General features: G+C 69.1%; 10 protein-coding genes and 1 pseudogene. 9 read left to right on the top strand and 2 right to left on the bottom strand.

Features of this window, described 5'->3' with window-relative positions:
• Positions 1 to 2: 2 nt before the first annotated feature.
• The 4 genes from dacB (at position 3) to A6745_RS02230 (ending at position 5,167) form a co-directional block, all read left to right on the top strand.
• Entirely contained in the window at positions 3 to 1,439 is a 1,437-nt protein-coding gene (dacB, locus tag A6745_RS02245) for a D-alanyl-D-alanine carboxypeptidase/D-alanyl-D-alanine endopeptidase (protein ID WP_066123003.1), read from the top strand.
• 513 nt (positions 1,440 to 1,952) lie between these two features.
• On the top strand, positions 1,953 to 2,591 hold the full coding sequence (gene upp / locus A6745_RS02240) for a uracil phosphoribosyltransferase (RefSeq protein WP_066123002.1): 639 nt from the start codon (positions 1,953 to 1,955) through the stop codon (positions 2,589 to 2,591).
• Positions 2,592 to 2,884: 293 nt separating this feature from the next.
• Positions 2,885 to 4,090: an ABC transporter substrate-binding protein gene (locus A6745_RS02235; RefSeq protein WP_066123000.1), complete on the top strand. Its 1,206-nt coding sequence runs from the start codon at positions 2,885 to 2,887 to the stop codon at positions 4,088 to 4,090.
• Positions 4,091 to 4,105: 15 nt separating this feature from the next.
• Positions 4,106 to 5,167: an alcohol dehydrogenase gene (locus A6745_RS02230; protein ID WP_066122999.1), complete on the top strand. Its 1,062-nt coding sequence runs from the start codon at positions 4,106 to 4,108 to the stop codon at positions 5,165 to 5,167.
• Between the two features lie 29 nt (positions 5,168 to 5,196).
• Here the strand turns inward: A6745_RS02230 and cysG are convergent, their stop codons facing one another.
• On the bottom strand, positions 5,197 to 6,600 hold the full coding sequence (gene cysG / locus A6745_RS02225; RefSeq protein ID WP_066123747.1) for a siroheme synthase CysG: 1,404 nt from the start codon (positions 6,598 to 6,600) through the stop codon (positions 5,197 to 5,199).
• Between the two features lie 523 nt (positions 6,601 to 7,123).
• Here cysG and A6745_RS02220 point away from each other — a divergent pair.
• The 5 genes and pseudogenes from A6745_RS02220 to A6745_RS02200 all read left to right on the top strand — a co-directional run bounded on the left by A6745_RS02220 (position 7,124) and on the right by A6745_RS02200 (position 14,045).
• Positions 7,124 to 8,410, top strand: a complete 1,287-nt coding sequence (locus A6745_RS02220) for a CmpA/NrtA family ABC transporter substrate-binding protein (protein WP_066122998.1) — start codon at positions 7,124 to 7,126, stop codon at positions 8,408 to 8,410.
• 1 nt (position 8,411) lies between these two features.
• Positions 8,412 to 9,266 (top strand): nitrate ABC transporter permease, encoded by an 855-nt coding sequence (gene ntrB, locus A6745_RS02215; RefSeq protein WP_156513253.1) that lies wholly within the window; start codon positions 8,412 to 8,414, stop codon positions 9,264 to 9,266.
• A 4-nt stretch (positions 9,267 to 9,270) separates the two neighbouring features.
• Positions 9,271 to 10,065: an ABC transporter ATP-binding protein gene (locus tag A6745_RS02210; protein WP_066122997.1), complete on the top strand. Its 795-nt coding sequence runs from the start codon at positions 9,271 to 9,273 to the stop codon at positions 10,063 to 10,065.
• 21 nt (positions 10,066 to 10,086) lie between these two features.
• A pseudogene (locus A6745_RS02205) lies at positions 10,087 to 11,283 on the top strand (NAD(P)/FAD-dependent oxidoreductase); the annotation flags it as partial.
• A gap of 26 nt (positions 11,284 to 11,309) precedes the next feature.
• Complete coding sequence (locus A6745_RS02200) at positions 11,310 to 14,045, top strand: nitrate reductase (protein WP_066122995.1); 2,736 nt, start codon at positions 11,310 to 11,312, stop codon at positions 14,043 to 14,045.
• Here the strand turns inward: A6745_RS02200 and A6745_RS02195 are convergent.
• Positions 14,038 to 15,705, bottom strand: a complete 1,668-nt coding sequence (locus A6745_RS02195) for a TRAP transporter large permease (RefSeq protein ID WP_066122994.1) — start codon at positions 15,703 to 15,705, stop codon at positions 14,038 to 14,040. The two genes, A6745_RS02200 and A6745_RS02195, sit on opposite strands and share 8 nt — an antisense overlap.

The raw sequence follows: 15,705 nt of genomic DNA, 5'->3' as shown, positions 1-15,705 counted from the left end.
GTATGGCGGTCAAGCGAGCGGGAATACTGAAACGATGGCTGGCGGCGGCCGGGCTGGTGCTGGCGGCGGCACAGGGGCATGCCCAGGCGCTGCCGCCCGAGTTGGCGGCCATCTGGAAGAAGAGCGGCCTGCCCGACGATTCGCTGTCGCTGGTCGTGCAGGAGATCGGCGGCCCGCGCCTGGCGAGCATCAACGCCACCACGCCGCGCAACCCGGCTTCGGTGATGAAGCTGGTCACCACCTGGGCGGCGCTGTCGGAACTGGGCCCCAATTACATCTGGCGCACCGAACTGCTGGCCGATCCGGGCATGCGCCCCGATGCCAAGGGTGTGTTGCCCGGCCCGCTGTACCTGCGCGCCGGCGGCGATCCGCAACTGATGCTGCAGGACGTGTGGAACCTGCTGCGCGACCTGCGGTTGCGCGGGGTGAGGCAGATCGGCGACCTGGTCATCGACCGCAGCATCTTCGGCCAGGTGTCCATCGATCCCGGCGCCTTCGACGGCGCGCCAGACCGCGCCTACAACGCCAGCCCCGACGCCCTGATGGTGGGCTTCGGCGCGATGCGCCTGCTGTTCGTGCCCGATGCGGCCACGCGCCGCTGGGTGCCCTACATCGATCCGCCGCTGCCCGGCGTGCGCATCGAGGGCAAGGTGCAATGGAGCGACGCGCGCTGCCCTGGCCCGCCGGTGGTGACGACCGATCCCGTGATGACCCAGCAGGGTGTCTCGCTGCGCGTGGGGGGCACGGTCGCGGGTTCCTGCGGTGAATTCAGCCTGTACCGTCTGGCGCTGTCGCAGCCCGAATATGCCCAGGCGGTGTTCCGCCAGTTGTGGACGGACCTGGGCGGCAAGTTCACGGGCCAGGTGCGCGCCGGCCGCGTACCCGCCGACGCGGTGCTGTTGACGGCCAACGAATCGAAACCGCTGGGCGAGATCATCCGCACGATCAACAAGCGCAGCAACAACGTGATGGCGCGCACGCTGCTGCTGACGCTGGGCGCCGAGCGCGGTGCGCGTCCGGCCACGGTGGCCAGCAGCGACATGGTGGCGCGTGCGCTGCTGACGGCGCAGGGCCTGAAGATGCCCGAGCTGGTGATCGACAACGGCGCCGGCCTGGCCCGCGAGGCCCGGGTGTCGGCGGAAAGCCTGGCCTCGCTGCTGACGCTGGCGTGGTCCTCGCCGTACATGCCCGAGTACATGTCGTCGCTGGCGATCTCGGGGGTGGACGGCACGGTGCGCCGTCGCCTGCGCGGCAAGGATGCCGAGGGCATGGCGCATCTGAAGACCGGTTCCCTGCGCGACGTCCGAGCCATCGCCGGCTACGTGTTGGGGAGCAACGGCAAGCGGTACGTCATCGTCAGCATCGTCAATCATGAGCAGGCGGGGGCGGTGCGGGCGTTCGATGATGCGTTGATTGCGTGGCTGGTGGATCGGAACTGATCTTTTGGCGCGGTCCTGGGTGGTTGTTGGATCGGGAGTATTTCGAGTTCTGACGTCGCCTCTGGAGGGCGGTCCGGGCCATGCGGCGGATGCCGCTATCCACCACCGGCCGTGCCTCGAAGATTTTCCGAGTCCACGGCAGTCCGCAATACAAACCCCTTTCACCTATTGCGTCAGCCGTTGCTCTGCCAGCCGCCGTGCCCGTCGACGATCCCGCCTGTTTCGTGGTGGTGAGCCAGGGGGAGAGGGGCTTGCCGTGGGCGCAAGGGAATCGGAAAACATGCGCAGGGGCGCCACCCTCCGCATGCCGCTGTATGGCGGCCGTTGCATGACGCCGCAAGAACCCATCAAACGCCAATACACACAGGCCAAGGCCAGGGAACCAAGACGGGTTAACATCCCGCCCGCCCCGCGCCCACACCTGCGGCCATCCTGCCCGGAAACCAAGCTACGATATTCCGGCTGCACGCTGGCCGGCGCATGCCGTATTCGTATTCCCTGGAGATCCCTGTCATGCCCGTGCATGAAATTCGTCATCCGCTGATTCGCCACAAGCTGGGGATCATGCGGCGCGCCGACCTGAGCACCAAGAGCTTTCGCGAACTGTCGCAGGAAGTCGGCGCGCTGCTGACCTACGAGGCGTCCAAGGACATGCCGCTGATCGAAGCCGAGGTCGAAGGCTGGTGCGGCACCGTCAAGGTCGAGAAGATCGCCGGCAAGAAGGTCACCGTCGTCCCCATTCTGCGCGCCGGCATCGGCATGCTGGATGGCGTGCTCAGCCTGATTCCCGGGGCCAAGGTCAGCGTCGTGGGCGTGGCCCGCAACGAAGAGACCCTCGAAGCGCACACCTACGTCGAGCGCCTGGTGGGCGAGCTCGACCAGCGCCTGGCGCTGATCGTCGATCCCATGCTGGCCACCGGCGGCTCCATGCTGGCCACCATCGACATGCTCAAGCGCGCCGGCTGCCGCGAGATCCGCGCGCTGGTGCTGGTGGCGGCGCCGGTCGGCATCGACGCGGTGCTGGCCAGGCATCCCGACGTCAACATCTACACGGCGTCCATCGACGAACGCCTGAACGACGACGGCTACATCATCCCTGGCCTGGGCGACGCGGGCGACCGCATCTTCGGCACCAAGCAGAAGAACCATTGAGCCGCGCGGCCGTGGCGGCCGCCCGCGCTCGTACGCACCGACTACGCACCGACATACGCACCGAGGCCGCGCCGCGATGCGGACTTCAGGCGCCCCCGTCTTTCCGCGCACGCGCTCAACGGCCCGAGGCGATTCCGCCTCGGGCCGTTGACTTTGTCCCCGCCCGCTCCTACAGTCAATGCAGGAATTTTCCGTACCGGAAATTTCTTTCAGGCGGCTGCACGCCGCTGCCCGATGCTTCGCATTTGTGCCTATCAAAATAAGCGGCCTCAGGCCGCGCCGGAGACAAGCAGATGCGCATTTCCGCTGTAGTGGCGGCCGTGGCCGCGGCATTCGCCGTGGGCGCCGCCCAGGCCCAGGACGTCGTCCGCCTGGGCGTATCCAACGATCGATCCGGCATCTATGCCGACCTGGGCGGACTCGGGTCCGAGATGGCCGTGCGCATGGCCGTCGAGGACTTCAACGGCCAGGTCGCGGGCAAGACGGTCGAGGTCATCGGCGCCGACAACCAGAACAAGGCCGACGTGGCCTCGTCGCTGGTGCGGCGCTGGTTCGACACGCAGGGCGTGGTGGCCGTGGTGGATGGCGGGGCCAGTTCCGCCGGGCTGGCGGCGCAGGGCGTGGCGCGCGAGAAGGGTGGGGCCGCGCTGATCAGCGGCGGCTTCGCAGGCGACTTCAGCGGCAAGCAATGCAGCGAACTGAGCACCCAATGGGCGCCCGATACCTACGCATTGGCCAATGCCGTGGTGCGCAGCGTGGTCGACCAGGGCGGCAAGAACTGGTACTTCATCACCACCGATTACGTGTTCGGCAAGTCGATGGAAGCCAACGCGACCCGCTTCGTGCAGTCGGCCGGGGGCAAGGTGCTGGGCAGCACGCGGCATCCGCTGGGCGCGCTGGACTTTGCCTCGTTCCTGCTGCAGGCCCAGTCGTCCGGCGCGGACGTGGTGGGCCTGGCCAGCGCGGGCGGCGACCTGGTCAACCTGATCAAGCAGGCGCAGGAGTTCGGGCTGGCGGGCGGCAGGCAGCGCCTGATGACCTTCCTGACCTTCATCAACGACGTGCAGGCCATGGGCCCGCACGTGGCGCAGGGTTTGACGTTTCCCACAGGCTTCTACTGGGACGCCGACGAGGACACGCGCGCCTGGACCCGCCGCTGGCAGCAGAAGGTGGGCACGACGCGTGCGCCGTCCATCGTGCAGGCGCTGAGCTACGTGGCCACGGTGCACTATCTGCAGGCCGCGCAGGCCGCGGGCACCTTCGATGGCGCGGCGGTCAACCGCAAGATGCGCGAGCTGCCCATCACGACCCGGCTGGTCAGGAACGCCCGCGTGCGCCCGGAGGATGGCCGCGTCATCATGGATATGTACCTGGTGGAGGTGAAGAAGCCGGCCGAATCGAAGTACGCCAATGACTTCTACAGGATCCTGTCCACCGTGCCGGGCGAGAAAGTGTTCGTGTCGCTGGCGGAAAGCGAGTGCCCGTCGGTCAAGAAGTAGAACCAGGAGGCTTTGATGAAGTGCTATTGCGTTGTCAATTTCCGCGAACCGCTGCAGGCGCTCGATCAGCCCACGCCCCAGCCGCAGGGAACCCAGGTCCTGCTGAAGGTGCGCGCCGCGGGCGTGTGCCATAGCGACATCCACTTGTGGGAAGGCGGCTACGACCTGGGACAGGGACGCACGCTGTCGCTGAAGGAGCGGGGCGTCACGCTGCCGCTGACGCTGGGCCACGAGACCGTGGGCGAGGTGGTGTCGGTCGGCGCCCAGGTCCAGGGCCTGGACGAGGGACGTCGATATCTCGTGTATCCGTGGATCGGTTGCGGCAAGTGCCCGGCCTGCGCCTCGGGCCTGGAGAACCATTGTTCGGCGCCGGCCTGCCTGGGCGTGCACCGGCCGGGCGGCTACGCCGAATACATCATGGTGCCGCATCCCCGCTACCTGATCGACATCGGCGACCTGGATCCCGCGTTGATCGCGCCCTACGCCTGCTCGGGCCTGACCACGTATTCCGCGCTGAAGAAGATCGGCGCCGAGGTGTATACGCAGCGTCCCATCGTCATCTTCGGCGCGGGCGGCCTGGGCCTGATGTGCCTGACGCTGATCGAGGCGCTGGGCGGCGCGGGCGCGATCGTGGTCGACATCGATCCGGCCAAGCGCCAGGCTGCGCGGGATGCCGGGGCCTTGGCGGCCATCGATGGCGCGGCGCCGGATGCGGCGCGGCAGATCATCGCGGCGGCGGGCGGGCAACCGTTGTCCGGCGCCATCGACCTGGTCGGCGCGCCTTCCACCACGGGGTTGGCGTTCGACTTCCTGACCAAGGGCGGCAAGCTGATCGTGGTGGGCCTGTTCGGCGGCGGCTCGTCATGGCCCATCGCGCTGATTCCGATGAAGGCGCTGTCGATCATCGGCAGCTACGTGGGCAACCTGGCGGAACTGCGCGAGTTGATGGACCTGGTGCGCGGCGGCAAGGTGGCGCCCGTGCCCGTCACCCGGCATCCGATGGCCGAGGCCGACAGCGTGTTGACCTCGCTGCGCCAGGGCAAGGTGGTAGGGCGAGCGGTGTTGACGGCGGCGTAGCCGTCCATCACTGCGCCGCGATCAACGTGTCATTCGCCGTGCGCCTCCAGCGACTGGCCGAACCAGTGCAGCTTCGGTCCCAGCGCGGCCACCTCGCCCACGATCAGCAACGCGGGCGCATGGATGCCGTGGGCGCGCGCGCGCGCGGCCAGGTCGGCCAGCGTGCCGGTCACCACCCGCTGCTCGGGCCGGCTGCCGTTTTCCACCAGTGCGAAGGGCGTTTCGGCTGCGCGGCCGTGCGTGATCAGGCGCTCGGACAGGTATTCGAGCTGGCCCACGCCCATGTAGAACGCCAGTGTCTGGCTGCCGCGCGCCAGGCCGTCCCAGTCCAGCGTGTCCTCGTCCTGGCGGCAGTGCGCCGTGACGAAGCGCACCGACTGCGCGTGATCGCGGTGCGTCAGGGGGATGCCCGCATAGGCCGCGCAGGCCAGCGCGGCGGTGACGCCGGGCACCACTTCGTAGCGCACGCCGTGTTCGCGCAGATGTTCGAGTTCCTCGCCGCCGCGGCCGAAGATGAAGGCGTCCCCGCCCTTCAGGCGCACCACGCGGCGGCCGGCCCGCGCATGTTCCACCATCAGCGCGTGGATGCGGGCCTGCGTGGCGTCGTGGTTCTCGCCGGGCAGCTTGCCCACGGAGACGCGATCGGCATCGCGCCGAGCCAGCGCCAGCACGTCGGCGCTGGTCAGGCGGTCGTAAAGGATGACGTCGGCTTCGTTCAGCGCGCGCAGCGCCTTGAGCGTCAGCAGGCCGGGATCGCCGGGACCGGCGCCCACCAGCACCACGCTGCCGGCCTCCTGCGGCCAGCCGCGGTCCAGCATCCCGGTCAGTTCGGCCTCGGCCTGCGCGGGCTGTTGCTGGCGCAGCCAGCCAGCCACCGGGCCATCCAGCAGCCAGTCGTAGAAGCGGCGGCGCCGGCCCAGGTCGGGCAGGGCCGCGCGAATACGCGGACGATGGCGCGCGGCCAGTTCGGCCAGCGGGCCCAGCGTGTGGTCCAGCAGCGATTCCAGGCGCTCGCGCAGGCGGCGCGCCAGCACGGGCGCCACGCCGGAGGACGAGATGGCCAGCACCAGCGGCGAGCGGTCGACGATGGCGGGCACCTGGAACGATGACAGCTCGGCCACGTCGACCACATTACAGAAGATGCGGCGCGCATTGGCGGCCGCTTCGACGGCGGCGTTGACCTCGCGGTCGTCGGTGGCGGCCACCACCAGCCAGACGTCGTCCAGCCAGGCAGGTTCGAAATGGCCGGCCACGTGATCGATGCCGCCCTCGGCGGCCTGCCGCGCCAGCGCCGGTTCGAGCCCGGGCGCGCCCACGCGCACGGCCGCGCCGGCCTCTTGCAGCGCCAGCACCTTGCGGGCCGCCACGCTGCCACCGCCTACCACCAGCACACGCCGGCCTTTGAGGTCGGCAAATATCGGAAAGAGCTTCATCGGGAATAACCAGGCGCGGACCACAATGGCCCGCAGGATACCCGGGATCATAGGAAGCCCGGCTACATCCCTACAACGTCTGATTTATTGGATTGATATTCCCTAGGGTTATTAGTCCTTATGGCCGCGCCAGGTGCTGGCACCAGCATTGTTGCGATGCGGCACGAAAACAGTGCGATGGCATCGGGCTGCGCACCGCTTCTGTGCGCCCAACCCCGGGCCTGGCGCCAGCGGGTAAGTGGGCCATCCTGGCAAGTCCATGAATACAAAAAGGAAAATCCAGGAGATCAAAGCTGGCACAGCGATTGCTTGAAGGAGGTTGGACGGCCACCAAAGCCCTCCGCTCTTGCAATGCAGTCAGGAACAACGGCGTTCCGCAACATCCCGGGCAACTGGTCCCGGGATATGCGGGGCGCTTTTTTTTTGCCAAGGCGCAGCGTCCAGGCAAAGCCCCCTATCGGGAGGGCGGGCCGAAGGCGCGGCGCGGGGCACTTTCCACGGCATTATTTCCGGAGTCTCGACGATGTCTGTTTCTCGCCTCACCGCCAAGCCGTCCCCCGCCGGTTCGCCGGCCGCCAATCCGCAACGCCGCCGGTGGCTGGCCGGCGCGGCGGGCGCAAGTGTGCTGACCCTGGTCGATCCGTTGGTGCGCGCCGGCGCCTGGGCCGCGGGCAGCGACGCGCCCGAGCAGCCCGAAGTGCGCATCGGCTTCATTCCGCTGACCGATTGCGCCTCGGTGGTGATGGCCTCGGTGATGGGCTTCGACAAGAAACACGGCGTGAAGATCGTGCCGAGCAAGGAGGCGTCCTGGGCCTCCGTGCGCGACAAGCTGGCCAACGGCGAGCTGGACATGGCGCACGTCCTGTACGGCCTGGTCTACGGGCTGCACCTGGGCGTGGGCGGCCCCAAGAAAGACATGGCGGTGCTGATGAGCCTGAACCAGAACGGCCAGGGCATCACGTTGTCCAGCAAGCTGCTTGCGGCCGGCGCGCGCGACGGCGAGTCGCTGGCGAAGGTCATGGCGAAGGAAAAGCGCGACTACACCTTCGCGCAGACCTTTCCCACCGGCACGCACGCGATGTGGCTGTACTACTGGCTGGCCTCCTACGGCATCGATCCGTTCCGCGACGCGCGCGCCATCACCGTGCCGCCGCCGCAGATGGTGGCCAACATGCGCGTGGGCAACATGGACGGCTTCTGCGTGGGCGAACCCTGGGGCGCGCGCGCCATCATGGACAAGATCGGCTTCACGGCCTGCACCACGCAGCAGGTCTGGACCGATCACCCCGAGAAGGTGTTGGGCACGACGTCCGATTTCGTTCAGCGCAATCCCAACACCGCGCGCGCCGTCACCGCGGCCATTCTCGAAGCGGGCAAATGGATCGACGCCTCGCCCGAGAACCGCCGCAAGACGGCCGAGACCATCGCCGCGCGCGCCTACGTGAACACCGAGGCGCAGGGCATCGTCGACCGCATGCTGGGCCGCTACGAGGACGGCGCGGGCAAGAAGTGGGACGACGCGCACGCCATGCGTTTCTACGGCGACGGCGAGGCCAGCTTCCCCTACCTGAGCGACGGCATGTGGTTCCTGACGCAGCACAAGCGCTGGGGACTGATGAAGGAGCATCCCGACTACCTGGCCGTGGCGCGCCAGGTGAACCGCATCGACCTCTACAAGCAGGCCGCCGCGGCGGCGGGCGCGGCGCTGCCGTCGTCCGAGACCCGCAAGTCCACGCTGATCGACGGCGTGGTGTGGGACGGCAGCAACCCCGTCGCGTACGCGGACGGTTTCAAGATCAAGGCGGCCTGACATGTCCACTTCCGTCATGACGTCTTCCCCCTCCCCGTCGCTGCCCTCGGCGGCGGCCGCCGCGCGCACGCCGTTCCTGCGCGAAGTCTACGAACCCGCCGCCCGCCGGGCGATCGGCGCCTTGGCCGGATTCGCGGTGTTCGTGCTGATGTGGCAGTGCATCTCGCTGCTGGTGCCCGAGATTCCCACCCCGGGCAAGACGTGGCATGCGGCGGCGCAGCTGTTCGCCGATCCCTTCTACGACAACGGCCCCAATGACAAGGGCGTGGGCTGGAACGTGCTGGCCTCGCTGCGGCGCGTGGGCCTGGGTTTCGGCCTGGCCGCGCTGGTGGGCATTCCCGCGGGCTTCATCATGGGCCGCTATGCGATGGCCGGCGCCATGGCTTCTCCCATCGTCAGCCTGCTGCGGCCGGTGTCGCCGCTGGCCTGGCTGCCGCTGGGGCTGCTGTTGTTCAAGGCGGCCGATCCCGCGGCGATCTGGGCCATCTTCATCTGTTCGATCTGGCCCATGGTGATCAACACCGCGGCCGGCGTGTCGCGCGTGCCGCAGGACTACCTGAACGTGGCGCGGGTGCTGAACCTGTCCGAATGGAAGGTGGTGACGCGCGTGCTGCTGCCCGCGGTCCTGCCCTACATCCTGACCGGCGTGCGGCTGTCCATCGGCACGGCCTGGCTGGTGATCGTGGCCGCCGAGATGCTGACGGGCGGCACCGGCATCGGCTTCTGGCTGTGGGACGAATGGAACAACCTGAAGGTGGAGCACATCGTGGTCGCCATCTTCGTGATCGGCATCGTCGGGCTCCTGCTGGAGCTTGCGCTGCTGCGGATCGCGCGCCGCTTCGCCTACGAGGAGTGACATCATGCACAAATCCCTGCGCATCGAGAACGTCGGCCAGGTCTTCACCGCGCGCGGCAAGCCCTTCGTGGCGCTGCGCGACATCGACCTGACCGTCGACACCGGCGAGTTCGTCACGCTGATCGGCCATTCGGGCTGCGGCAAATCGACGCTGCTGAACCTGATCGCCGGCCTGGCGCGGCCCACCTCGGGCGTGCTGCTGTGCGCCGAGCGCGAGATCGCCGGGCCCGGCCCGGACCGCGCGATGGTGTTCCAGAACCATTCGCTGCTGCCGTGGCTGACCTGCTTCCAGAACATCCACCTGGCCGTGGAAAGCGTGTTCGGCGGCCGCGAAAGCCGGGCGCGGCAGAACGAGCGCGCGCAGGCCGCGCTGGATCTGGTGGGGCTGACGGCGGCGCGCGACAAGCTGCCGCGCGAGATCTCCGGCGGCATGAAACAGCGCGTGGGCATTGCGCGCGCGCTGGCCATCGAGCCGCGTGTGCTGCTGATGGACGAACCGTTCGGCGCCCTGGATGCGCTGACCCGCGCCCACCTGCAGGACGAACTGCTGCGCATCGTGGCCAAGACGCGCAGCACGGTCGTCATGGTGACGCATGACGTGGACGAGGCCGTGCTGCTTTCCGACCGCATCGTCATGCTGACCAACGGACCCGCGGCCACCATCGGCGACATCCTGCCGGTGGACCTGCCGCGTCCGCGCGACCGCGTGGCGCTGGCGGGCGATCCGGCCTACCAGGCGTGCCGCGCGGGCGTGGTGGATTTCCTGTACCGGCGCTACGCGCATCCCGCGCATGCCTGAACACAGCACCTGGGGAATGCGATGAAGCAACGGCTGGTGGTGATCGGCAACGGCATGGCCGGCGTGCGCACGCTGGAGGAACTGCTGAAGCAGGCGCCCGATCTGTACGACATCACGGTGTTCGGCGCCGAGCCGCATCCCAACTACAACCGCATCCTGCTGTCGCCGGTGCTGGCCGGCGAGCAGGCCTTCCAGGACATCGTGCTGAACGATCTGGACTGGTACCGCGAGCATGGCATCGACCTGAAACTGGACTGTCCCGCGGTGCGCATCGACCGCGCGCGCCGCGTGGTGCATGGCGCCGATGGCTCGCAGGCGCCGTACGACAAGCTGCTGCTGGCCACGGGTTCGCATCCGTTCGTGCTGCCCGTGCCCGGCCGCGACCTGCGCGGCGTGATCGGCTTTCGCGGCATCGGCGATGTGCAGCGCATGATCGCGGCGGCGGCGCGGGGTGGCGACGCCGTGGTGATCGGCGGCGGCCTGCTGGGCCTGGAGGCCGCCAACGGCCTGGCGATGCGCGGCATGCGGGTCTCGGTGGCGCACCTGGGCAGCGCGTTGCTGGACCGCCAGCTGGATGGCCATGCGGCCGCGCTGCTGCAGCAAAGCCTGCAGGCTCGCGGCCTGACCTTCCTGCTGGCGAAGCAGACCGAGGCGTTGCTGGACGATGGCGGCGGCCACGTCCGTGGCGTGCGTTTCGCCGATGGGCAGGAGATTCCCGCGGACCTGGTCGTGATGGCGGCGGGCGTGCGGCCCAACACCGAGCTGGCCGAGCACTGCGGCCTGCGGGTCCACCGGGGCGTGGTCGTCAGCGACACGCTGCAGACCTACGATCCGCGCATCTATGCCGTCGGCGAATGCGCCAGCCATCGCGGCGCCTGCTATGGCCTGGTGGCGCCGCTGTTCGAGCAGGCGCGCGTGGCCGCCAATCATCTGGCGCTGCACGGCATCGGCCACTATCCGGGCAGCGTGACGTCGACCAAGCTCAAGGTCACCGGCATCGACCTGTTTTCGGCGGGAGATTTCTCGGGCGGGGACGGTGCGGAACTGATCACCCTGTACGACAACACCACGGGCATCTACAAAAAGCTGGTGGTGAAGGACGGCAAGCTGGCGGGCGCCTGCCTGTATGGCGATACCGCGGACGGCGCGTGGTACTTCCGGCTGATCCGCGAGGGCCACTCCATCGAGGCCCTGCGGGACGCGCTGATGTTCGGCGAGGACGAGGCCAGGGAGGCCTGCACGGCATGATCGCGGCGATTCCCATCAAGCATGCCGATGCCCGGGCGCATACGGTCTCGTCCGTCTGCTGTTATTGCGGCACTGGCTGCGGCGTGCGCGTGCAGGCCAGCGGCGACCAGGTCCTGTCCGTCACCGGCGACCCGGATCATCCGTCGAACCAGGGCAGGCTGTGCAGCAAGGGCCGCACGCTGGCCGACACCGTGCGGCGCGATGCCGCGCGGGTGCGCGAGGCCGAGTGGCGGCCGAGGCGCGACGCGGCGCGCGCGCCCCTGGCGCTGGACGACGCGCTGGAGCTGGCGGCCGAGCGCCTGGCCGGGACCATCCGGCGGCACGGGCCGCACGCCGTGGGCTTCTACCTGTCCGGCCAGTTGCTGACCGAGGACTACGCCGTCTTCAACAAGCTGGCGCGCGCGCTGGTCGGCACCAACAACATCGACACGAACTCCCGGCTGTGCATGTCCAGCGCGGTGTCGGGCTACAAGAGGACGCTGGGCGCGGACGCGCCGCCAGCCTGTTACGACGATCTGGACAGCGCCGACCTGGTGCTGATCGCGGGCTCGAACATGGCGTACGCGCACCCGGTGCTGTTCCGCCGGCTGGAGGCCGCGAAAGCCGCGCGGCCGGACATGAAGGTCGTGGTGGTCGATCCGCGCCGCACCGATACCGCCGGCATCGCCGATCTGCATCTGGCCATCGCGCCGGGCAGCGACGTGGCCCTGTTCCTCGCCATGCTGAACGTGATGGAGCGCGAGGACCTGATCGACCGCGGCTACATCGCGCGGCACACGCAAGGGTTCGATGCGTTGCGGGCGCGCATCGGCGCCTACCCCCCGCAGGTGGCGCAGGCCTTGTGCGGCGTGCCGGCCAGCGATATCGAGCAGGCCGCGCGCTGGTTCGGCCAGGCCGGCGCCGCGCTGTCGATGTACACCATGGGCCTGAACCAATCCGCGAACGGCACGGCCAAGAACGCGGCGCTGATCCATCTGCACCTGGCCACCGGCCAGATCGGGCGGCCGGGCGCCGGGCCATTCTCGCTGACCGGCCAGCCCAACGCCATGGGCGGCCGCGAGGCGGGCGGCATGGCGACTATCCTGCCGGGCCATCGCGATCCGGCCGATGCGGCGCACCGGGCGGAAGTGGCCGCCGCCTGGGGCGTGCCGGCCTTGCCGGATACGCCGGGCCTGCCGGCCTTGCACATGTTCGACGCCGTGCTGGAAGGCCGCGTGAAGGTGCTGTGGATCGCGGCCACCAACCCGGCGCAGTCGCTGCCCGACCAGGCGCGCGTGCGGCAGGCCCTGCGGGCGGCCGAGTTCGTCATCGTGCAGGAGGCCTTCGCCAACACCGAGACGCTGGCCTATGCCGATCTGGTGCTGCCCGCGGCCACCTGGCCGGAGAAGAACGGCAGCGTGACGAATTCCGAGCGCCGCATCAGCCGCGTGCGCGCGGCCATCGCGCCGCCGGGTAGCGCGCAACCCGATTGGCGGCTGGCATGCGGCGTGGCGCGCCGTCTGGCCGCGCGGATCGCGCCCCACAAGGCGGCATTGTTCGACTACGCCGATGAAGCCGCCGTGTTCGCCGAGCACGCCGGCCTGACCGCCGGGCGCGACCTGGACTACAGCGCGGTGGACTACGCGGCGCTGGAGCAGGGGCCGCGCCAATGGCCGGTGCGCGGCGGCCACGACACGGCGCGCCTGTACGCCGACGGCCGCTTTCCGACGCCGGACGGACGCGCGCGCTTCATCGACGTGGACCATGTGCCGGTGGCCGACCCCGTCGACGGCGATTTCCCCCTGTGGCTGACCACGGGCCGCCTGCGCGACCACTGGCACACCATGGCGCGCACCGGCCTGTCCGCGACGCTGGTGCGGCACGTCGAGGAACCCTGGATTTCGCTGCATCCCCAGGAGATGGCGGGCCTGGGGCTGGCCGAGGATGCGCTGGTGCGCGTGCGCTCGCGGCGTGGCGCCGTCGTGCTGCCGGCCCGCGCGGACGAGGGCCTGGAGCCCGGCCGCGCGTTCCTGCCCATGCACTGGGGTAGCGGCTTCATGGCGGGCGATGGCGTGAACGCGCTGACCCCTCCCGCGTGCGATCCCGTGTCGCACCAGCCCGAGTTGAAGCACAGCGCGGTGGATGTGGCGGCGGCCCCGTTGCCCTGGCAGGCGATGGCCTGGCTACGGGGTGACGCGGCCGCGCTGCGGCAGGCGTTGGCGCCCTGGCTGGCGCGCTTTCCCTATGCGGTGCTGTTGCCGTCCGCGCTGGGCGGAGGCGGCCTGAGGCTGCGCCTGGCCGCCGAGGCGGCGCCGGCTGCCGACGTGCTGGATGCCCTGGCACGGGCGCTGCGCCTGGACCGGCCCGCGGCGGCTTTCGACGATCCCGCGCGTGGCGTGCTGCGCCGCGCCGGCCTGGACGATGCGCGCCGGCCCGATGCATTCCTGCTGGCGGGCGATACCCGCGCCCAGGCCGGCATGCTGGCCTGGGCAGATGGCGGCGAGGCGCCCGCCGGCCTGGCGCGTCTGCTGATGGGCCGTGGCGGCGCGGCGAAGCGGGCGCGCACGGTCTGTGCCTGCATGGGCGTGACCGATGCCGCGATCGAGTCCGGCATCGCCGCCGGACTCGACCTGGCCGGGCTGAAGACGCAACTGGGCTGCGGCACGGGTTGCGGCTCTTGCGTGCCCGAGATCCGGGACATGCTGCGGCGCCGCCGCCCGGTACTCGCGCAGGCGTCGGGCCTCGCTACTTGAAGTCCGCGGCCGGATCGTTGCCGCCGTAGATGCCGCCGCCTCCGTAGTCGCTCGTGGGCACCTCGATCTTGATCTTGGTGGCGTCGACTTCCGGCGCGTCTCCCTTGTAGTGCATCACGATGCCGGGGAAGGCCAGGACCGCGGCCACCATGGTCAGCTGGATGGCGATGAACGGCACCGAACCCCAATAGATCTGGCCGGTGGTCACGGGCTCGATGGTCTGGCCCGTGACCCGGTCGCGATAGCGATTCTTGGGCGCGACCGAACGCAGGTAGAACAGCGCGAAGCCGAAGGGAGGGTGCATGAACGAGGTCTGCATGTTCACGGCCAGCAGCACTCCGAACCAGATCAGGTCGATGCCCAGCTTGTCCGCCACCGGCCCCAGCAGCGGGACGATGATGAAGGCCAGTTCGAAGAAATCCAGGAAGAAGGCCAGGACGAAGGTGAGTATGCTGACGGCGATCAGGAAGCCCATCTCGCCGCCCGGCAGGCCCACCAGCAGGTGTTCCACCCACAGGTCGCCGTTCACGCCGCGGAAGGTCAGGCCGAACACCGTGGAGCCCACCAGGATGAACACCACGAAGGTGGACAGCTTGGTCGTGGTGTCCATGGCCTGCTTGAGCAGGGACAGGCTCAGCCGGCCGCGCGTCAGCGCCATGATGATCGCTCCCACCGCGCCCATGGCGCCGCCTTCCGTCGGGGTGGCCACGCCGATGAAGATCGTGCCCAGCACGAGAAAGATCAGGAACAGCGGAGGAATCATCACGAAGGTGACGCGCTCGGCCAGCTTCGAAAGCAGCCCCAGCTTCAGCAGTCGATTCGTGCCGGCGATGATGAACGCGGTCAGGCCCCAGATCAGCAGGGACAGGACGATTTTCTCGTCGACGGGGGCGGCCTCCGATTCGATGAACTCGGTGAGCAGATAGGCCGACAGCGCGGAGATCCCCATCAGCACGCCCAGCGAGCGGTCGCCGCGGCGGCCGTTGGGTTCCTTGAAGGCGCGCGCCGACTCGGGCAGCGCCGGGGCCGAACCCGGCTTCAGGTACGACATCACCACGACGTAGACCACATAGGAGCCCGCCAGCAGGAAACCGGGCAGGATGGCGCCGCGGTACATGTCGCCGATGGAGCGGCCCAACTGGTCGGCCAGGATGATCAGCACCAGCGAGGGCGGGATGATCTGCGACAGCGTGCCCGAGGCCGCGATGATGCCCGTGGCCAGGCGCCGGTCGTAGCCATAGCGCAGCATGATCGGCAGCGAGATCAACCCCATGGAGATGACCGAGGCCGAGACCACGCCCGTGGTGGCCGCGAGCATCGCGCCCACGAACACGACCGCGATGGCCAGCCCGCCGCGGACGGTGCCGAAGAGCTGGCCGATCGTCTCCAGCAGGTCTTCGGCCATGCCGGAGCGTTCGAGGATCAGCCCCATGAAGGTGAAGAAGGGAATGGCCAGCAGGGTATCGTTGGCGATGATCCCGAAGACCCGTTGCGGCAGCGCCTGGAACAGCGCGGCGTTCAGCAGCCCGAGTTCCATGCCGATCAGGCCGAACAGGATACCGTTGGCGGCCAGCGCGAACGCGACGGGGAAGCCCAGCAGCAGGAACACCACCAGGGTGGCGAACATGATGGGCGCCATGTTTGCGATGAAGAATTCCAT

The sequence above is a fragment of the Bordetella ansorpii genome, from assembly GCF_900078705.1.
Taxonomy (GTDB): Bacteria; Pseudomonadota; Gammaproteobacteria; order Burkholderiales; family Burkholderiaceae_B; genus Bordetella; species Bordetella ansorpii_A.
This window is presented reverse-complemented; position numbering and strand designations above follow the sequence as displayed.